Below are 17,312 nucleotides of genomic sequence, written 5' to 3' on the forward strand. Positions count from 1 at the left end.
CAATCGTGTGCGTTCTCCGTGCTTTATTATCGACTTGCTAATCGTGGAGGGCCACCGCGAGCAGGACGATTGCAACCAACAACAGCACCAGAGACGCCAGCGAGAGGCTCGACGGGCCGACGCCGCCCGAGAACGTCGCCGCCTCGACGGCGACGAGTGCGACCACACCGGTTCCCGCGACGTGAACGAGTTCGATTTCGTGCGTGTCCTGACCGCGACCGAGGTGTTCGCCGACGTTGATGGCGTGCTCGCCAGCATCCCACGCGACGACCGTCGCGGCACCGGCCAACAGGAGCGTCCCGAGCGTGACCGCGTTGAAGATACCGGATGCCAGCACGCCGATGAAGACGAGCGCGGTACCCACCTTAACGAGTGCTCGGGACCCCGTTCCGCGCGCCGGGACGAGCGCGAGCGCGAGAACGATGACGCCCATCAACCCGGGAATTAGCCGAATGTATCCGCTTAGTTTGGTAATCGCGGAGAACGCGACGCCGAGCGACCCGGCGAACCCGGCGACACCGACGAATCCGACCACCGAACCGGAGACGAGCCAGTCGCGTCGCCACAGACCGACACCGGCGGCGAACGCCGCCACGCCGAGCAGTTCCAACGCGAGCGACAGCGACGACGCGCCGAGTTTCCACAGCGCGAACAGTGCGATACAGACCGCGAGTCCGCTCGCGACGCGCGTCGGCCGTTGCGTGGCGGTCGTCGTTCTCGTCGCCCCCGCGCTCATGCTCGAACCCTCCTCGGTCGGTCCAGTAACGCCGCGGCGAGCGGCGTCTCCGGGTCCCACTCGACGACCGGAATGTCCGCCTTTCGGAGCTCACTGAGGCGGTTTTCGCGTTCGACGCCCGCGAGACGCTGCCCGACGCTCTCGTCGGCGGTGACGTCGGGACTGATGACGCTTATCCGGTGGCCGTACGCGTCGAGGCGGCGCGCCGTCTCGACGATGGTTTGGTCGGAGAGCGGCGAGAGCAACACCACCTGTGCCGCGCTGGGAAGGCGCGTTCGAAGCTGTTCGACCTGTTCCTCGTGGTCTGCCTCCTCCGTCGGCGGGAGCGATGCGAACGCCGTGTGTGTCGCCAGCAGTCGCTGGGCGTTGGCCCGGTGTGACCGCCCCGCGCCGGGTTCCAACCAGCACTGTTCGCGTCCGAACGCCGCGAGGCCGACGAGATTTCGGTCGCGGTGAAGCGACGCGAGCAACTGCTCGGCCGCGGAGACGCTGTAGGCGACGGCGTGAGGTTCGTCCGTCGTCGCTCGGTAGGCGACCCGCCGCGCATCGACGAGGACGACGACCGTCGCGGCGTTTTCCTCGCGGTATTCGACGGTCGTCAGGGAGCCGGTTCGGGCGTAGCGGTTCCAGTCGATGCGGTGCATCGCGTCGCCAGCACGGTACTCCCGAGTCCGGTGGAATTCGATGCCGCTCCCGCCTTTCTGGGCGACGATACGGCCCACTTGGTCGAGCGTTTTGTCTCGGAGCGGTCCCTCGGCTCCGGTCGCGGTGCAGTCGAGTTCCGTATCCGCGGCCACGGTGGTCTCGACTTCCCGCGCGCCGCTCAAATCGCGGACGACGACGGTTGCGGGTTCGAACGGGTGTTTGCCGTGTTTGGCCTGTATTCGGTAGGAAAAACGCACCGAGCGGCCGGGCCAAAAGACGGCACCGTTTCGCGGGGACCCGCCGGAAACGGAGAGCAGCGCGGGCACGCCGTCCACGATTCGGACGTCGGGGAGGAACCCGCCCTCGTTCGTCACCGTGACCGTGACCGTCACTTCGTCGCCGGGTCGCGGCGTGCTGTTGCTCAGCCGCCGTTCGAGTCGGAGCTTCGGCTCCGGGTCGGCAACCACACGCGGATAGGCGGCAAAGACGACGCCGACGACGGCGAGCAGGAGCATCGACGGTCTATCGACCGCCAGACCGACCGCGCCTGCGGCGAGCGAAAGCGCGATGACGCCCCGCCATCGGTGCGTTTCGGTCACAGCTCTTCACCCCTGTCGGCGATTTCCGCAGCGGTTCGGTGGGCGCAGTGTTGGTGCCACGTCCGGCCGGTAAGCAGGGACGAAACGCGGCGGCCCGCGCTCGAATTGGACACGTCAGAGCCGCTGAGATACGCGGCGGCGATCGAGTCGTCGGTCCACTTCCCAGTTTCGACGAGGCGTTTCGCCTCGTTCCGAGAGCAGTTCTCGGCGCGCATGACCGTTTCCACCGCCGCCGTTCGAAGGCGTTCCTCGACGACACGCCGTCGCTTTCGACCGACGACCGGAAGCCGATAGCGCCACGACCCGACGGTTTCGTCGAAATCGTGTCCGGCGGGCGGAACGGTGACGGGGCGCTCCGGTGCGGGCATGTCGGCTTGAACGAGGTTACCGTCCCTCCCCGACGTGAGGACCGGTATCGCCACGAGGAGGCCGACCCCGCCGATGGCGACGACGAGCAGGTAGTCGTTGCCGAGCGCGGTGACGAGCGAGCGAACCGGCACCGCGTTCGCCCCGCCAGCGACCGCGAGGACGAGCGCGACGGTGCCAGCGAGCCCGAGCGTGACGCGACGACCCTTCATGTTTCACCTCCGAGTCTATCGCTACCGTGACGGATTCGGTCGAGTCGGTCGTCGGTGATCGGTTCGCCACCGTAGCGGACCTCCTCGAACGTCCGCGTCAGCGTTCGAACGGCGTCCTCGTCGCCACCGGCATCTATCGCCTCCCGCGCACACTCCCCCGGAGTCTTAGTGTGCGGACGGTCCACCCCGAACCGTTCGACCATCGACCACCACGCCCGTTCGATTTCGTTCGACGGGTCGGGCGTCGGCGCTGGTGGCGACGCCGGGCCGTTACTGGACGTCGTTTCTGTCGCCGAATCGTCGAACAAGTGGTCGCGGAACCGGACGCCGACCGCGACACCCCCGACGAGCACGGCGACCGGAACGACCCAAACGAGGACGCGCATGAGCTTTCGGAGCAGTGCGAGGAGGTCTTCGAGGAAGTCGAACTGCTTCCACGAGGCCTTCGACTTCGACTGCTGTTTCTGCGTGTTCGTGTTGGATTGCTTTTGCTGCTGTTGGCTCGCCTGTCGGTTCGCCTGCTGCTTTTTCGACTGCGATGACGCCGGTGACCCCTTCGACTGCGCTTCCCGCTTCAACTCGCCCGCGTCGTTCGGGTTGATGGGAAGCGACTTGTAGTTGATATCGATAACGTCGTCGGGTTTGGTGTGGACCGATGTACCGAGCGTCGAAGCGGAGGTCCCGATAGCGAAGATACAGCACAGCGCGATACCCGCCGCGAGGAGCCTATCCGTATTCATACCGAACCCCTCCACACGCTCGATGAGCCAGTTCCACCGGTAACATGAATAGAGTATCACGTCTTTGCGGGTTAATTATAGACCTCGTAAACACTCAGTAGGGGGACCAGAACGACCGACAAGGGATGGTTCCGGTCTGTTGCAACCCGGTGTTTTCGGAGTAACACCTCCGCGCTTAGTCACCCGATAATAAACATCGACGGATGCCTTTCACCACGTATGTCGAGCGACACGCGTGCGCAAGCCGTCGAACCGCCGGATTCCGGGGATGTTCCCAGGAATCACGACTTGGATGCTCTGGCGGACAAGAACTTGCTCATCGTCTCACACAGCTACAACCACTTCGTCAAGGGCCAGGTCGACGTCCTCGCCGACTACTTCTCGGAGGTGTACGTCCTCGTTCGCTACAACCGGTTCGCCGACATCTCCCGCTATCTGCCGGTCGATTACGCCAAGCCGTTCAGCAAGGACGCGAAGATAAACGAAGAAGACAAACCGGACAACGTTACCGTCATCAGCACGCCGCTGCTCTATCTCCCGCTCGACCTCCACCGTCGGTTCCTCGGCGACCAACACGCTCGAAAGGTGAAGAAACTCCTCGACGACGTGCCCGTCGAATTCGACGTGATTCACGCCCACCTGACGTGGACCGCCGGATACGTCGCACGCGTCCTCCAGCGCGACCTCGGGATTCCGTTCGTCCTCACGGTCCACGAGAATCACGACCTGTTCATGGACCAACTCGAATCCTCGAACGACAAAATCGACCGAACGTGGGCCGCCGCCGACGCCATCGTTCGCGTCAATCGGCAGGACCAAGACACGCTTCGGCGGTTCAACGACGACGTGTTCTACATCCCGAACGGGTTCAGTCAGGACCGCCTTCGGCGCGTTCCACAGGCTGATGCGAAGAAGAAACTCGGCATCGCGGACGACACGAACCTGCTCTTCGCGCTGGGACATCTCAAGGAACGCAAGGGGTTCCACCACCTCATCGACGTGATGCCCGAGATTATCGAACGGGAGGGCGACGTCGTTTGCGCCATCGGCGGTCACGGCGGAATGCGCTCGGAACTCGAAGAGCAGATAGAGGAGTTGGGATTGGAGAACGACGTTCGGCTGCTGGGGTACGTCTCGAACGACGACCTCCGGTACTGGATGAGCGCCTGTGACGCGTTCGTGCTTCCGAGTTACAGCGAAAGCTTCGGCCTCGTGCAGTTGGAAGCCATGGCGTGCGGGTCGCCCGTCGTCTCCACGATAAACGGCGGGAGCGAAGAGGTCGTCACCTCCGAGGACCACGGTTTCCTCGTCGATAGCCCGGAGGACCACGACGCGCTTTCGGACGCCGTGGTGCGCGCCCTCCGAAAGGACTGGGACCGCGACGGAATCGAGGCGCACGCCGAACAGTTCACGTGGGAACGCGTCTGCGTGGATATCGCACACCTTCACGCGGACGTGTTGAATTTGTAGTACTGTTTACTTTAGAGCACTATTCCGTTCGGATACGGAATCGTTCCGTGGCCGAACCGCGGTCTTTCCGTTCTTTTGTCGCCCTCAATTCGTGACATGAGTTGTCACACGTCGATTACTTAAAGAATGGAACTACTAAGCCACAGACTTTGGCCGAAAGATACTAGTAGATATTATTGTTGACCGTCAGGGCTGCCAACGCACCGGATATCCGGTAAATCGGGGTTGTGTTCCTCTCTCACGACGGTTGTCAGGAAACTCTGGGATTCAGAATGACTCATCAAAGCGACACACACGACACTAACGATTCGAAATCATCCATCGGAGCGACGCGCCGAACGTTCTTGAAAGGGGTAACCGCCGCGGGAGTATGTGCCATAGGGACGCAAACGATGTCCGGGACGGCGAGCGCCGAAATTCCGTACGCGAGCGACTACGGGACGGTCGTCAACTTGGTCGACGACGCGGGTGCGGACCCGAACGAGGGCGATTCCATCACGCCGCTGCTTCGAGAGTACGCCGACGATGACACGCTTCTGTATCTTCCCGGTGGCCGGTACTACATGGACGAACAGTTCCGCTTCACCGGCTTCAACAACTTCGGCATCATCGGCGAGGACGACACGACCATCGTTCCGGCCGACTACTACGATTTCGACGACGGCGGCGACTGGAACTACCGCCTCTTCCGTCTCGGCATCGCCTACAGCCCGGGTCGTGACCTCCGATTCCAGAACATCACCGTGGACCAAACGGCGGACGACACCGGGGTCCGCGTCATCGAAACCGCGATGGACGACGGTCTCATCGTCCGGGACGTTACCATCAACGGCCAGCACGACAGCGGGACGTGGGGTCCGGGGCGGTTCGTCATCACCGATTCCAGCGGCGAGGGACTCGTCGATAACTTCAGCGCGGCGGACGGCGGCGCGTGGAGCGGAAATACGCCGGCCGACCAACTGTGGCGCGGTCCGACGGGTATCATCTGCAACCGCTACAACAAGGGGAGCATCACGTTCAAGGACTGCGAATTGGGTCGGTTCCCGGACAACGGTCTCTACGCCGCCAACGGGTCGGGTCAGATAATCGTTGACGGCGGCTACTACGAGAACAGCCAAACGGCGAGCATCCGAATCGGCGGGCGCGATAGCATCGTTAAGAACGCGACCATCTCGGTAAACGAGAGCAGCGGCCACGGTAACCAACACGCCATTCGCGCGGAGAACGCGGGATACATGCGGATTATCGACTGTGACGTCGAAGTTACGGACCCGAACGGCGACGCCATCAAGTCGAAGAACGTCGGATTGCTGTACGTCGACGGCCTAAACGTCAAAACGTCGGGGAACGACGTCTGTCACGCGCTCCGATTGCAGGACGACACGCGCCAATCGCGTATCAAGAACTCCACGTTCACCCACGAAGCGTCCGGCGGCTTCTCGCTCTGGATTCAGGACGGCGAGGACCCGGTACACGTCGAGGACAGCCGTTTCGTCGGAAACGGCGGCGACGAAAGTGCGCGGGCGGCCGTCCGATGCGACCGGGACGAGTGTAACTTCCGGGACCTCTACGTCAAGCAGTTGGGTTCGTCCCGCCGTCGAGCGTTGGTCAACACCGGGGAAGACAACTTGGTCTACAAAGGGGAGTTCCGTTCCAAGGAGTACCCCATCATCGACCACGGCGTCAGCTCGTGGATAGAAGGGGTTTATGCGAACTCGGAGCGCGACCTTCCGGGACTTCGACTGACCGAATCGGCGAGCGATACGTACGTCAAAAAGAGCCACATCGTGGACGGAATCCGCGACGATAGCAACGAGGTAAGCGGCTGGGGGAACGACTTTAGCGCCTGATTCGGCCGGGAGCGGGCTTAAGGGACGGATAATAATATAGACACGAATCCTGTGCTCCGATACATGAACATCACGGAGACGATTCGGCGTGTCCGACGTGGCATCAAGGAGCCACATCTCGTTACTCGGGAGCTGAATAAGCACTACTATAAGCGTAAAGAGCCGAGTCCCGACGCCGTCGAATTTTTCGACGAGGACTGGGACAACCTCATTATTCTCGACGCCTGCCGCTACGATACCTTCAAAAAGTGCAACACGCTTCCCGGAGAGCTTCAGTCACGGCAAACCAAATCGAGTTCGACGCCGGACTTTCTCGCCACGTATTTCGACGGTGCCGACCTCCGCGATACCGTCTACGTGACCGCGAATCCCCAGCTCTACCGGAAGCGCGACCGGATAGACGTACAACTCCACGACGTCATCAACATCTGGCAGGACGAGGGCTGGGACGACGAGTTCCGAACCGTCCGCCCCGAAACGGTCGTCGATGTCGCGAAGGACGCCGCCGAGCAGTACCCGGACAAGCGATTGGTCGTCCATTTCATCCAACCCCACTATCCGTTCATCGGACCGACGGGGAAAGAACACCTCGACCTCGACTCGCTCGACTTCTGGAACCGCGTGATGGCCGGGGAAGTGGACGTTCCGGTCAGCGTCCTCTACAAGGCCTACGAGGAGAACGTCGAGATGGTGCTCCCCCACGTCGAGGAACTGCTCTCGACGCTCCAGGGCAAGAGCGTCGTGACGGCGGACCACGGCGAAGCGTTCGGCGAACGCGCGCGGCCGATTCCGATGGCGGAGTACGGCCACCCGAACGGCATCTACATCCCGCAACTGACGACGGTCCCGTGGCTCGTCCACCAGAACGGTGCACGGCGGAGCATCACCGAGGGTGACGAGGGAGAACACATGGAGGAGGACGTGTCGGTCGACGTCGAGCAGCGATTACAGGACCTCGGATACGCGTAAAACCGTCTCTATCCGATTCATAATAAAGTCCCTTTAGAAACACTGTGATGATAGATACTGGAATGACGAGCACTGCATCGAGGGGGCGTACGTGCAACGGAGCATTCTGAGCGGCGTCCTTTCGGTCGCCGGGACGAAAGTCCTCACACTCGTCATCGGTATCATGACGACGCCGATACTGTATCGGTTACTCGGACCGACCGGCATCGGCGTCTACACTACCGTTCTGTCGGTGTTCTCCCTGTTCATGATACTCGTCAGCTCCGGCATCTCGGACGGCGTTCGGAAGTTCATCGCCGAGGAGCACGAGATGGACTGTTGGGAGGAGTACGTCGTCGGGTTTTACTTCCGACTCGCGCTCGTGCTCGCAGTCGCGGGAGCGATACTGCTCGCGCTTGCGACGTGGACCGGGGTCGTCGCGTGGATTTTCGGCCCGGAGTACGAGTTGTACTTCTACCTCCTCACGGTGATGACGATAGCGAGTCAGTTCCAAGCGTACGCCCGTCGGACGCTGATGGGGTTCGGTTTGGAGCGATACTCGGAACCCCTGAAGGTCGTCCAGCGAGTGACGTTCATCGTCGTCGCCCTGCCGCTGGTCTACTACATGCGAAACCGAGGAATGCTCGAAATCGCGGTTCTCGGCGCGTTAGCCGGGAAAATAGCCGCGGCGACCATGGTGGCGGTCATCGGGTTCGCGCTCATCATAAAGCGGACGTCGCTCCGTAGTTTCCTTCGGTCGACGCCGGAGGACTTCCCGCGGCGCCGGATGCTCGCGTTCAACTCGCTGTCCATCGTGCTCATCCTGCTCCTCATGTCGCTGTACCACGTCGACATCCTGATGCTCCAGCTGATGTCGGGGAGCAACGAACAGGTCGGATACTACCGCGCGGCGCTAAAACTCGCGGAGTTCCTGTGGTTCATTCCGATGGCGCTCCAGACGGTGTTCGTCCACTCCACGTCCGAACTGTGGTCGAACGGGAAGACCGAACGCATTTCGAAGTTGTCGGCGCGGACGACCCGCTACACGTTCCTCCTGACCGGCGTGATGGGGCTGGGTCTGGCGGCGCTCGCGAACATCGCCGTCCCGGTCTACTTCAGTGCGAAGTACCTGCCCGCGGTGACGCCACTGCTCTTGCTGTTGCCGGGGTCGCTCGGGTTCGCGGTCGCCCGACCCATCCTCGCCATCTCGCAAGGGAAGGGCGACCTGAAATACCCGATTATCGCCACGGGGACGGCGGCGGGCATAAACTTCGTCCTGAATTTCCTGCTCATTCCACGGTACGGGATGCAGGGAGCAGCCGTTTCGACGAGTATCGGCTACGGTTCGATGTTCGTCTTCCACCTCTGGAGCGCCCGAAAGGTCGGCTTCGACCCCCTATCGGACGCCCGCCTGGGACGGATTTTGGGGACGACGATACTGTCGGCACCCCCCATCTTCGTTCTCGCGCGAGTACTCGACGTTCGCCCCCTCATCGCGGGGTTCCACGTCCCGTTGGCCCTCGCCCTCGTCCCACCGCTCGGACTGGGCGTCTTCACGTTCTTCGCGTTCGCGACGGGAGCCCTCGGTTTCGGAGAGGTCTTCGATACGCTCTCGTCGTTCCCCGAACCGCTCGGCTCGCGGGCCGAAACACTACAGACCAAAGTGAGAGAAAACACGATGTCATCCGACTCGATACAGAAGCTGATGGTCGTCACCGGCATTCTGCTGTTCGTCTCGGGGATCGGGTACGCGTTCCTCGACCCCGGAATCGGCGGAATCGGCGGAGTCGGCGGTGCGAACCAAGGATCGTCCATAAATAACACGCAAACGGTCGCGGGAACGACGGTGGCCGAGACGACGCACGGTACGACGCCGACGAAATCGACGACGCAAGCGAAATCCACCACGGAGAAGACGAGTACGTCGCCGTCAACGACGACAACGGATACGAATCCGCCACCATCCACGACATCCGATACGAATCCACCGACGTCCACGACGACGACCACATCGCCGCCCACGACCACGACTACGAGCGGTACGACCACCACCACGACACCACCGACGACCACGACTACCATCAGCACGACAACGACGACCACGACCACAACCACGACACCGCCATCGACAACCACGACTACCACCAGCACGACAACGACGAGTGGCGCGAGTACGACGTCACAGTCGTCCACGACGACCACGGGGTCGACGGCGGGCACCACATCGTCACCGACGGACACAACGTCATCGACGACGAGTAGCGGTTCCACGTCGAATACGACGACGAATTCGTCGTCGTGGTTGTGAGCGACGATACGAACGACGACTTCAACCAGAACGCGGACTGAACCGCGGGAACGGTAGTTCTGGATGAGCACTGAACGGGGGCGAAAGGGGACCGACGGTGCTGTTTTTGCTTTCGGACTGAACGAGACAGCCTGACCGCCGTACTCGATCGGTTCGAGAGCCGAGAGACGCGAGCGAGACAGACATTTAGCTCCGAGCGAGGAGCATGGGCGTCCAAGCGGCGCGGTCGTCGCGGGCGATGTGCGCGACGTGGACGGAACGGGAACGGACGAGCGACGGAGAGACGCGTCTCACGGATGCGTCACGGACGACGGCGAGATGAAAAGCGAACGACCGTCGGTTCAGCGGGTCGAAACGCGGGCGGGGAAATTCCGGCCCGCGGCTAAAAGAGACGCACGATAGCCGTGCGGGGACGGGCGGAGAAAGCGAATGACAGGCGTCGAAGGGGCTTAGATGAGCATTCCCTTCTCTTCCAGATCCGAGATGGTGACCACTTCGACGTTCTTGTTTTTGATGTACTTCAGGATGTTCTCGAATCGCTTCTCGGGAACGCCGTTTTCCCCGCCGATCTTGTGGAACAGGAGCGGCGAGAGCTGTTTGTACTTGGCGGCGTGGTCGATCTTCTGTTTGACGTTCTTGAGGTCACCCTGACCGTACATCCGCGAGATGATGGTGTTCTTCTGAATCGCCGGGAGCGCGTTCGGCGACGCGCCGAACGAGAGCGTCAGGTCGAAGTGCTTCTGCGCGAGGTCGAACGTGTTCGGCCCGACGACGTTCTTCGGGACGGCCATGTACTTGTGACCGTCGTAGCCGTACTTCTTGAGCCACTGCTGGCACTCCTTCATGAGCTTCTCCTGCTCTTTTTTCGGCCGCTTGTCCATCGGCGTCGCCTGCGTGTTGGGATGGCAGATCATGTCCCAACCGTCGTTTACCATCTCGTTCATCTGGGTCCGGTTGAGGAACCCGTCGTCGAAGACGGCATCCGAGATGATGGCGTCGACGCCGGAGAAGCCGTACTTTTTCATGGTTTTGTACGCCTTCGTGTACTGCGATTCGAGACCGTCGTCGAACGTGAGCATCACCATCCCCTTGTCGGGGGCGGGGACGGTTTTCAGGTCGTCCACGTAGAACTCGATGGGTTTCTGGGTGTTGGGGTCCGTCGAACGACCGATGATGCGGAGTTCGTAAACCTTCGAGAGGTCGATCTTCTTCGGGTCCATCTCGCTGGTGACGCCGAGGTTGACGCGAACCCACTTGCCCTTCGGCCCGTAGAGCGTCCGTTTCATCTCGACGATGTGGCCGCGGTCAGGCGCGTACAACTGCACGGCGATCTTCACGAAGTCGTGTGACGTGCACTTGAACGCGAGGGAGAGGTTCTTGCCGCTGAAGTCGGCGGGATTGTCACCGAAGTTGACGCGGTGAATCATCCCCTGCTTGGTCTGCTTGCTGCCGACGATGTGGGCGGACTGTGACCCTTCGTATTTCACCTTCGTGCTCTTCTTGAGGCTTCCCTGCCCGTCGACGGCGCTCCACGGGCCGAGCTTTTCGAAGCCCTCGAAGGTCTGTGGACCGGCGGGGGCGTCGTTACCACCCTCGGTCGTGGTTTCCTCGCCGCCACCGGTGTTCGTTCCGTTGCCCTTGCCGTTAGTGCTACTCGTCGTGGAGGAGTTATCGCTATCGTTGCCGATAACACCGGAACAACCGGCGAGACCAGCGGTACCGGCTGCGCCGACGGTCGTCAGAAACGTGCGTCGTGTCTGTCGTCTCATCGCTACCCTACCCAAACAGACATAGGTATTTTCTTATATGGCGCTTAAGGGCGCAATGTCAATGATTGTGCATGTGAGAAATCCGGGCGCGAAACACCGTTTGCAACGTTTCCAACAGCGGGAAAACACGGAGGAACTGAACTAGGCACCAGATAATTAATATGAGGGATTTGTTTGGGTGTTTTGATGGCGTCAGACAGGCAAAATCGAAGCATTACGAGTCGAAGAACATATCTTAAGCTCACCGGAGCAATCGCGGCGACGACCGCTGTCATGGGGTCTGCTTCTGCGAGCAAATCGGATTACGAAGACCAGTACGATACGGTCATTGACATAACAGACGTCGGGGCGGACGACGACGGAAACGAGTCCATCACACCCGTTCTTCAGGAACACGCGGACGACGATACGCTCCTCTATTTCCCATCCGGACGGTATTACATGGACAACCAGTTCCGTTTCACCGGCTTCGACAACTTCGGGATGGCCGGGGACGACGCGGAACTCGTCCCCGCGAGCTACCACGACTTCGACGACGACGGCGACGGAAACTACCGACTCTTCCGAATGGGCGTGGACTACGACCCCGGAACGGACCTTCGAATCGAGGGCTTCACCGTGGACCAGACGGCGGACGACACCGGCATCCGCGTCATCGAGGCCGCCATCGACGACGGCCTCATCGTTCGGGACATCGAAATCCTCGGCCAACACGACAGCGGGACGTGGGGACCGGGGCGGTTCGTCATCACCGATTCCGACGGCGAAGGACTCGTCGAACGGTTCCACGCGCCCGACGGCGCCGCGTGGGAAGGAAACACGCCGAGCGATTCGCTGTGGCGCGGTCCGACCGGAATCCTCTCGAATCACAACAAAGGGACGCTCACTTTCCGCGATTGCATCCTCGGAAGTTTCCCGGACAACGGCCTGTACGCCGCACACGGTTCCGGCTCGATTCAGATCGAGGGGGGCCGCTTCCAGAACAGCACGGGCGCAAACGTACGACTCGGAGGGCACGACAGCTACATCAAGGACGCGACGATCATCGTGGACAAGGAGAACCCGCACGGGATTTCCCAGCGCGGCCTCCGCATGGAAGACGGGAGCCTCCTCGTCGCGCAGAACGTCGATTTCCAGACGAACGTCTCGGACAGCCCGGCGATCTGGATTACCGCAGGTGCAAACTACAACTACGTCGATAACTGCACCGTCGCGGTTCATACCGACGACCCGTGTACGGGAATCTCGATTCGAGGATCGGGCGGACGGACCCGTATCAAGCGCACGCACGTGGAACACGAGACCGGCGGCGGCCCGGTCATCAAGATCCGCGATGGCGACGAACCCGTTTACCTCGAAGACGTTACGATCAGCGGCGAATCGCCCACCGAGGGGACCCGAAGCGCCATCCAGAACTACCGTGACGACTGTGAGTTCCGCGGCGTAAACGTCGATTACGGCGGTGGCTGGGGCCGACGCGCCCTGACGAACACCGGAGACAACTGCCTCATCTACGAGGGAGATTACGTTTCGGAAGACCGCCCGATAACGGACAAGGGTACGGGAACGTGGATAGAAGGCGTCTCCGCTCGGTCGCGGCGCGGCGACGTCGGCCTGTTGCTCAAATCCGAGGCCGAGGACGTCTACGTCAAGAAGTGCAACCTCGAAAACGGCATCGAGGACAACAGCGCCGACGGATACGACGGCTGGGGCAACGAGTTCTAACGACCGCCCGCTCTCCGCTCTCACTTCGGCTCGGTCCCTCGGGAGTTTACCGCGCGGATATGGTACGCGTCCGAGCGCTCGCTGAGGCGTTCGACGTCGAAACCGTGTTCGCGGAGATACGCTTCGATTTCCGCTGTCGAGGTGTCGTACTGTTCGCTCAACTCGTGGTGAAGTTCCGCGTAGACGACGCGAACGTCGGATAGGATATCGTCGAATCCACGGAGAACTTGGAGTTCGGCACCTTCGACGTCTATTTTGAGGATATCCGGTGCGGGGTACCGTCCCGTCTCGACCAGCGTTTTCCCTTGAAACACGTCGATTTCGAGCTCGCCATCGACCGAAAGGGCGTGTTTTCCCTCGCCGTAGTTTCGGCTCTCGACGGCGAGTGAGCCCGCACCGTCCTCGTCCGAGAGGGCGAACTCGGCGATATCCCATCGGCTGACGGGAACGTTTGCGGAGAGGTTGTGTCGAAGTCGAATCGCATTCGTCGGCATCGGTTCGAACGCGACGACCACGCCGCTATCGAGCCGTTTCCCGACGAAACAGGTGTGTGTCCCGATGTTGGCGCCGATGTCGTACACCACGTCCGATTTGCGGACATCGTTCAGCAACGACTCGATGACGGGTTGTTCGCCGACGAGCGATGTCACGCGGGAATATTCGGTCCGAGAGTCGGTGGCGAATTCGACCGTATATCCCCCGACGGTCACGGGGACGGACCAGAGATGGAGTGCCAGTTTGGCGTGCCAGTAGAGTGTCGCAATTGCTGGCGCGATACCCGCCTGTTTACAGAGATTCCACAGGCGGCTTTGGGCGGCCCATCGCTCCAAATCACGCATACAAAGCACAATCGGAGGTCGACTGATAAATATATATCATCGATAAGCGGGAGAACGGAGGCGAACGGCTCGACTTAGCAGCCCCATAACAAAGGTCGCAAAGAGTATCTGTTTCGATGAGCACCGGTTGCCGACACACGGCGTACGAGAGGAATCCAAAATCACACCGATGAACGTGTTGTTTCTTCCGAATCACGACGACAATCCGTACCAACTGCTGCTGGCGGATGCGCTCGAATCACACGGCGTCTCCGTCTCGCGTGGGAGTGCTAGCGGCCTCGCTCCCGTTCTCTCCGGAGTCGCACGAAACGACCCGGACGTGTTGCATTTCCACTGGCTCCACCAGTTCGTAATCGGGCGAACGCGAACGCGGAGCTATGTGGCCGCGGTCCGCTTCGCCTTCGAAGTGCTGATTTCGAAGTTGCTCGGCATCTCCATCGTCTGGACGGTTCACAACGTTCTTCAGCACGAGCGGCAGTTCCCGCGATTCGAACGGCGCGTGCGCGCGCTGTTCGCCCGGCAATGTGACGAGATAATCGTCCACAGTCCGGCCGCACGCGACCGTGTGATGAGCGCGTACGATCTCCCGGACGAACACGAGGAGCGAATCACGGTCGTCTCCCACGGGAACTACGTCGGGAGTTACGAAAACGAGGTCAGCCGCGGCGAAGCCCGTGAACGCCTCGGTTTGGGGGACGAAAAGACTGTGTACCTCTTCTTCGGAAACGTGCGGTCGTACAAGAACGTCCCGAAACTGGTGGAGACGTTCCGCACCATCGACGACGAGGATGCTCGTCTCGTCATCGCCGGAAATCCGCCGAACGACCGCGAGGAGAGCACGAAACTCGCGCGGGGATGCCGGGCCGACGACCGCGTTCGAACCGACTTCACCTACATCCCCGACGACGAGATTCAGCTGTACATGAACGCGGCGGATGCGGTCGTCCTGCCGTTTACGCGCGTTCTCACGTCCGGGAGCGTCATCCTCGCCATGTCGTTCGGAAAGCCGGTCATCGCGCCGCGACTCGGCTGTCTACCCGACGTGCTCGGGCCGAAAACCGAACTGCTGTACGACCCTGACGACCCGAGCGGCCTTCGGACGGCGATGAAACGCGCACCGACGCTCGACCTCGACGAAATCGGGCGGCAAACGCGCGAGCGCGCGATGTCGTTCGACTGGGATGTCGTCGGCGAACGGACGGCGGCGGTGTATCGGTCGGCGACCGACGACCGGCCGGTCGAGACGCTGTTGCCCGAAAGCGATGCGTACGACGCGACGGTACGCAGTTCGGCGGAAACGGTCACCGACGGCGGCGCGGACGGTGCGTCGGACGGCGAAACGGTGGATGTGACGGCTGGACCGAGCGCGAACGGGCGGAACACGAGGGAGGAGAGACGATGAGCGGACGGTCGCCGATCGAACTGCTTCGATGGGTGAAAGCGACGTTGACGCCGGGTGACGACATCTCGGGTCGTGCGGTGACGAGCGGTATCTGGGCGTCGATGGCGAACGTCATCGGACGCGGCCTGCAACTGGTCAAACTCGTCGTGCTCGCCAACATTCTGACTCCGGTGCAGTTCGGGTTGGTCGCATACGCGCTGTTGACGTTGGCGGCGATGCGCCGCTTTTCGAACCTCGGCATCAAGCAGGCACTCATTCAGAAAGAGGAGGACAACATCAACGAGTACCTCGACACCGCGTGGACGCTATCGGCGGTTCGCGGGGCGATACTGGCCTCCATCGGGTTCCTCGCGGCACCGTACATCGCGCGGGACTTCTTCGGCGCGCAACCGCCAGCGACGCAGGTGATTCAGGTGATGTCGTTGGTGCCGTTGATAACCGGGATTCAGAACCCCGGCATCGTCTACTTCCGCAAGGATTTGGACTACGACAAGCAGTTCGTCTACCTCGTCGGCAAAGCGGTCGCTGCGGTGAGCGTGACCATCGGATTGGCGTTGCTCTGGGGCAACGTGTGGTCGCTCGTGGTCGGCGACATCGCGGGCGTGGTGGTGGCGACGTCGCTGTCGTACGTCCTCCACGGATACCGCCCGTGGCCGAGCATCGATATGGACCAGACGCGGGAACTCGTGGGATACGGAAAGTGGATTACGGCATCGGGAATCATCGTCTTCCTCATCACGGAAGGGGACGACGTGTTCGTCGGATGGTTGCTCGGCAGCGCCGCTATCGGCCTCTATCAGTACTCGTACAAGGTGTCGAACGCCCCGGCGACCGAAGTGACGAAGGTGCTGACGAGCGTCATCTTCCCGACGTACTCGAAGCTACAGAACGACGCCGCGAACCTCCGCCGCGCGTTCTTCAAGACGGTGCAACTGACCACGTTCATCTCGATTCCGTTGGCGGCGGGCATCGTGGCGGTCGCGCCCGCGTTCGTTCACGCGTTCCTCGGTCCGGAGTGGGTGCCCGCGATTCCCATCATGCAGTTGCTCGCGGTGTGGGGGCTGCTCCGGTCCATCGGAGCGACGACCGGCCCGCTGTTCCAGGCGGTCGGCAAACCCGACCTCGCCACCAAGATACAGGTCGGAAAGCTCGCCATCATCCTGTTGACCATCTACCCGGCGACCGCGGCGTACGGGGTCATCGGAACGAGCGCGGTCATCGTCGGCAACTCCGTTCTGTTCTCCGAGCCGGTTTCGACCTACCTCGCCGTCCGCGAAGTGGAAGGGAGCTACAGGCAGTTCCTTCGCCTCCTGTTGTACCCGCTCGTGGCGAGCATCGGAATGGTAGCGGTCGTGGTCTTCGTCGGGACGAAAGTACCCGTCGGCGGTATCCCGAAGTTCGGAATCATGGTCGCAACGGGCGTCGTCGTGTACGGTGCCGCCATCGTCACCATGGAGCTGTGGGGGAACTACGGAATCCGCGACGTGTTCCGGACGATGGTCGGTGCTGTCGGGGAGTGAAAACGGTTTCAGAGGCCCCTAAACACAATTTTCCTGATGTTATACTGTGTATAGTTAACCCTCATTGACGCTATAGACAGCAGTAGAGCCAACCGTGACACGAGCGAGAGAGGAAGGCACGAGACGAAATCGGCGCGCAGTCCGATGCCGCCGTGGCACGGAGCGACCGCCCACAGACCCAAC

Annotated in this window: 13 protein-coding genes; 7 read left to right on the plus strand and 6 right to left on the minus strand. The window is 61.5% G+C overall.

What is annotated here, in order from left to right; all coding sequences use genetic code 11:
- Positions 1-37: 37 nt before the first annotated feature.
- From OPC11_RS21535 to OPC11_RS21550, 4 genes are read right to left on the minus strand one after another with little or no spacing between them, the layout of a single operon-like run.
- A complete protein-coding gene (locus OPC11_RS21535) occupies positions 38-736 on the minus strand; it encodes a hypothetical protein (protein WP_264783363.1) in 699 nt (232 codons plus the stop codon).
- Complete coding sequence (locus OPC11_RS21540; protein ID WP_264783364.1) at positions 733-1,980, minus strand: DUF58 domain-containing protein; 1,248 nt, start codon at positions 1,978-1,980, stop codon at positions 733-735. Before OPC11_RS21540 ends, OPC11_RS21535 begins: the two co-directional genes overlap by 4 nt.
- The gene (locus OPC11_RS21545; protein ID WP_264783365.1) at positions 1,977-2,558 is read right to left on the minus strand and encodes a hypothetical protein; all 582 of its coding nucleotides are present in this window, start codon (positions 2,556-2,558) and stop codon (positions 1,977-1,979) included. Before OPC11_RS21545 ends, OPC11_RS21540 begins: the two co-directional genes overlap by 4 nt.
- A complete protein-coding gene (locus tag OPC11_RS21550; protein WP_264783366.1) occupies positions 2,555-3,298 on the minus strand; it encodes a DUF4129 domain-containing protein in 744 nt (247 codons plus the stop codon). The genes OPC11_RS21545 and OPC11_RS21550 overlap by 4 nt, the downstream gene beginning before the upstream one ends.
- A 219-nt stretch (positions 3,299-3,517) precedes the next feature.
- On the opposite strand from OPC11_RS21550, the gene OPC11_RS21555 reads away from it, so the two are divergent.
- From OPC11_RS21555 to OPC11_RS21570, 4 genes are all read left to right on the plus strand, one after another.
- Positions 3,518-4,768 carry a glycosyltransferase gene (locus OPC11_RS21555; RefSeq protein WP_264783367.1) on the plus strand — a complete coding sequence of 417 codons (1,251 nt, stop codon included), beginning with the start codon at positions 3,518-3,520 and terminating at the stop codon, positions 4,766-4,768.
- A gap of 272 nt (positions 4,769-5,040) precedes the next feature.
- Positions 5,041-6,618 carry a twin-arginine translocation signal domain-containing protein gene (locus OPC11_RS21560; RefSeq protein ID WP_081460921.1) on the plus strand — a complete coding sequence of 526 codons (1,578 nt, stop codon included), beginning with the start codon at positions 5,041-5,043 and terminating at the stop codon, positions 6,616-6,618.
- A gap of 63 nt (positions 6,619-6,681) precedes the next feature.
- Positions 6,682-7,587: a hypothetical protein gene (locus tag OPC11_RS21565; RefSeq protein ID WP_007981147.1), complete on the plus strand. Its 906-nt coding sequence runs from the start codon at positions 6,682-6,684 to the stop codon at positions 7,585-7,587.
- Positions 7,588-7,678: 91 nt separating this feature from the next.
- Positions 7,679-9,874 (plus strand): polysaccharide biosynthesis C-terminal domain-containing protein, encoded by a 2,196-nt coding sequence (locus OPC11_RS21570; RefSeq protein ID WP_264783368.1) that lies wholly within the window; start codon positions 7,679-7,681, stop codon positions 9,872-9,874.
- A gap of 449 nt (positions 9,875-10,323) precedes the next feature.
- On the opposite strand, the gene OPC11_RS21575 is transcribed toward OPC11_RS21570, so the two are convergent.
- Positions 10,324-11,643, minus strand: a complete 1,320-nt coding sequence (locus OPC11_RS21575; protein ID WP_007981152.1) for a polysaccharide deacetylase family protein — start codon at positions 11,641-11,643, stop codon at positions 10,324-10,326.
- 273 nt (positions 11,644-11,916) lie between these two features.
- On the opposite strand from OPC11_RS21575, the gene OPC11_RS21580 reads away from it, so the two are divergent.
- On the plus strand, positions 11,917-13,368 hold the full coding sequence (locus tag OPC11_RS21580; RefSeq protein WP_007981154.1) for a hypothetical protein: 1,452 nt from the start codon (positions 11,917-11,919) through the stop codon (positions 13,366-13,368).
- 20 nt (positions 13,369-13,388) lie between these two features.
- Here the strand turns inward: OPC11_RS21580 and OPC11_RS21585 are convergent, their stop codons facing one another.
- Positions 13,389-14,207, minus strand: a complete 819-nt coding sequence (locus OPC11_RS21585) for an FkbM family methyltransferase (RefSeq protein WP_264783369.1) — start codon at positions 14,205-14,207, stop codon at positions 13,389-13,391.
- A gap of 169 nt (positions 14,208-14,376) precedes the next feature.
- Between OPC11_RS21585 and OPC11_RS21590 the strand changes: the two genes are divergently transcribed.
- The gene (locus OPC11_RS21590) at positions 14,377-15,609 is read left to right on the plus strand and encodes a glycosyltransferase (protein ID WP_264783370.1); all 1,233 of its coding nucleotides are present in this window, start codon (positions 14,377-14,379) and stop codon (positions 15,607-15,609) included.
- On the plus strand, positions 15,606-17,129 hold the full coding sequence (locus OPC11_RS21595; protein WP_007981157.1) for a lipopolysaccharide biosynthesis protein: 1,524 nt from the start codon (positions 15,606-15,608) through the stop codon (positions 17,127-17,129). The genes OPC11_RS21590 and OPC11_RS21595 overlap by 4 nt, the downstream gene beginning before the upstream one ends.
- The last annotated feature ends 183 nt before the right edge of the window (positions 17,130-17,312 follow it).

It is taken from the genome of Haladaptatus sp. T7 (assembly GCF_026008575.1).
In the GTDB taxonomy this organism is placed as follows: Archaea; Halobacteriota; Halobacteria; order Halobacteriales; family Haladaptataceae; genus Haladaptatus; species Haladaptatus paucihalophilus.

Bases quoted from the DNA above. Each gene is read 5' to 3' on its own strand.
- OPC11_RS21585 (WP_264783369.1), bottom strand. From the start codon at position 14,207: ATGCGTGATTTGGAGCGATGGGCCGCCCAAAGCCGCCTGTGGAATCTC.
- OPC11_RS21535 (WP_264783363.1), bottom strand. From the start codon at position 736: ATGAGCGCGGGGGCGACGAGAACGACGACCGCCACGCAACGGCCGACG.
- OPC11_RS21590 (WP_264783370.1), top strand. From the start codon at position 14,377: ATGAACGTGTTGTTTCTTCCGAATCACGACGACAATCCGTACCAACTG.
- OPC11_RS21550 (WP_264783366.1), bottom strand. From the start codon at position 3,298: ATGAATACGGATAGGCTCCTCGCGGCGGGTATCGCGCTGTGCTGTATC.
- OPC11_RS21555 (WP_264783367.1), top strand. From the start codon at position 3,518: ATGTCGAGCGACACGCGTGCGCAAGCCGTCGAACCGCCGGATTCCGGG.
- OPC11_RS21575 (WP_007981152.1), bottom strand. From the start codon at position 11,643: ATGAGACGACAGACACGACGCACGTTTCTGACGACCGTCGGCGCAGCC.
- OPC11_RS21565 (WP_007981147.1), top strand. From the start codon at position 6,682: ATGAACATCACGGAGACGATTCGGCGTGTCCGACGTGGCATCAAGGAG.
- OPC11_RS21595 (WP_007981157.1), top strand. From the start codon at position 15,606: ATGAGCGGACGGTCGCCGATCGAACTGCTTCGATGGGTGAAAGCGACG.
- OPC11_RS21560 (WP_081460921.1), top strand. From the start codon at position 5,041: ATGACTCATCAAAGCGACACACACGACACTAACGATTCGAAATCATCC.
- OPC11_RS21580 (WP_007981154.1), top strand. From the start codon at position 11,917: ATGGGGTCTGCTTCTGCGAGCAAATCGGATTACGAAGACCAGTACGAT.
- OPC11_RS21545 (WP_264783365.1), bottom strand. From the start codon at position 2,558: ATGAAGGGTCGTCGCGTCACGCTCGGGCTCGCTGGCACCGTCGCGCTC.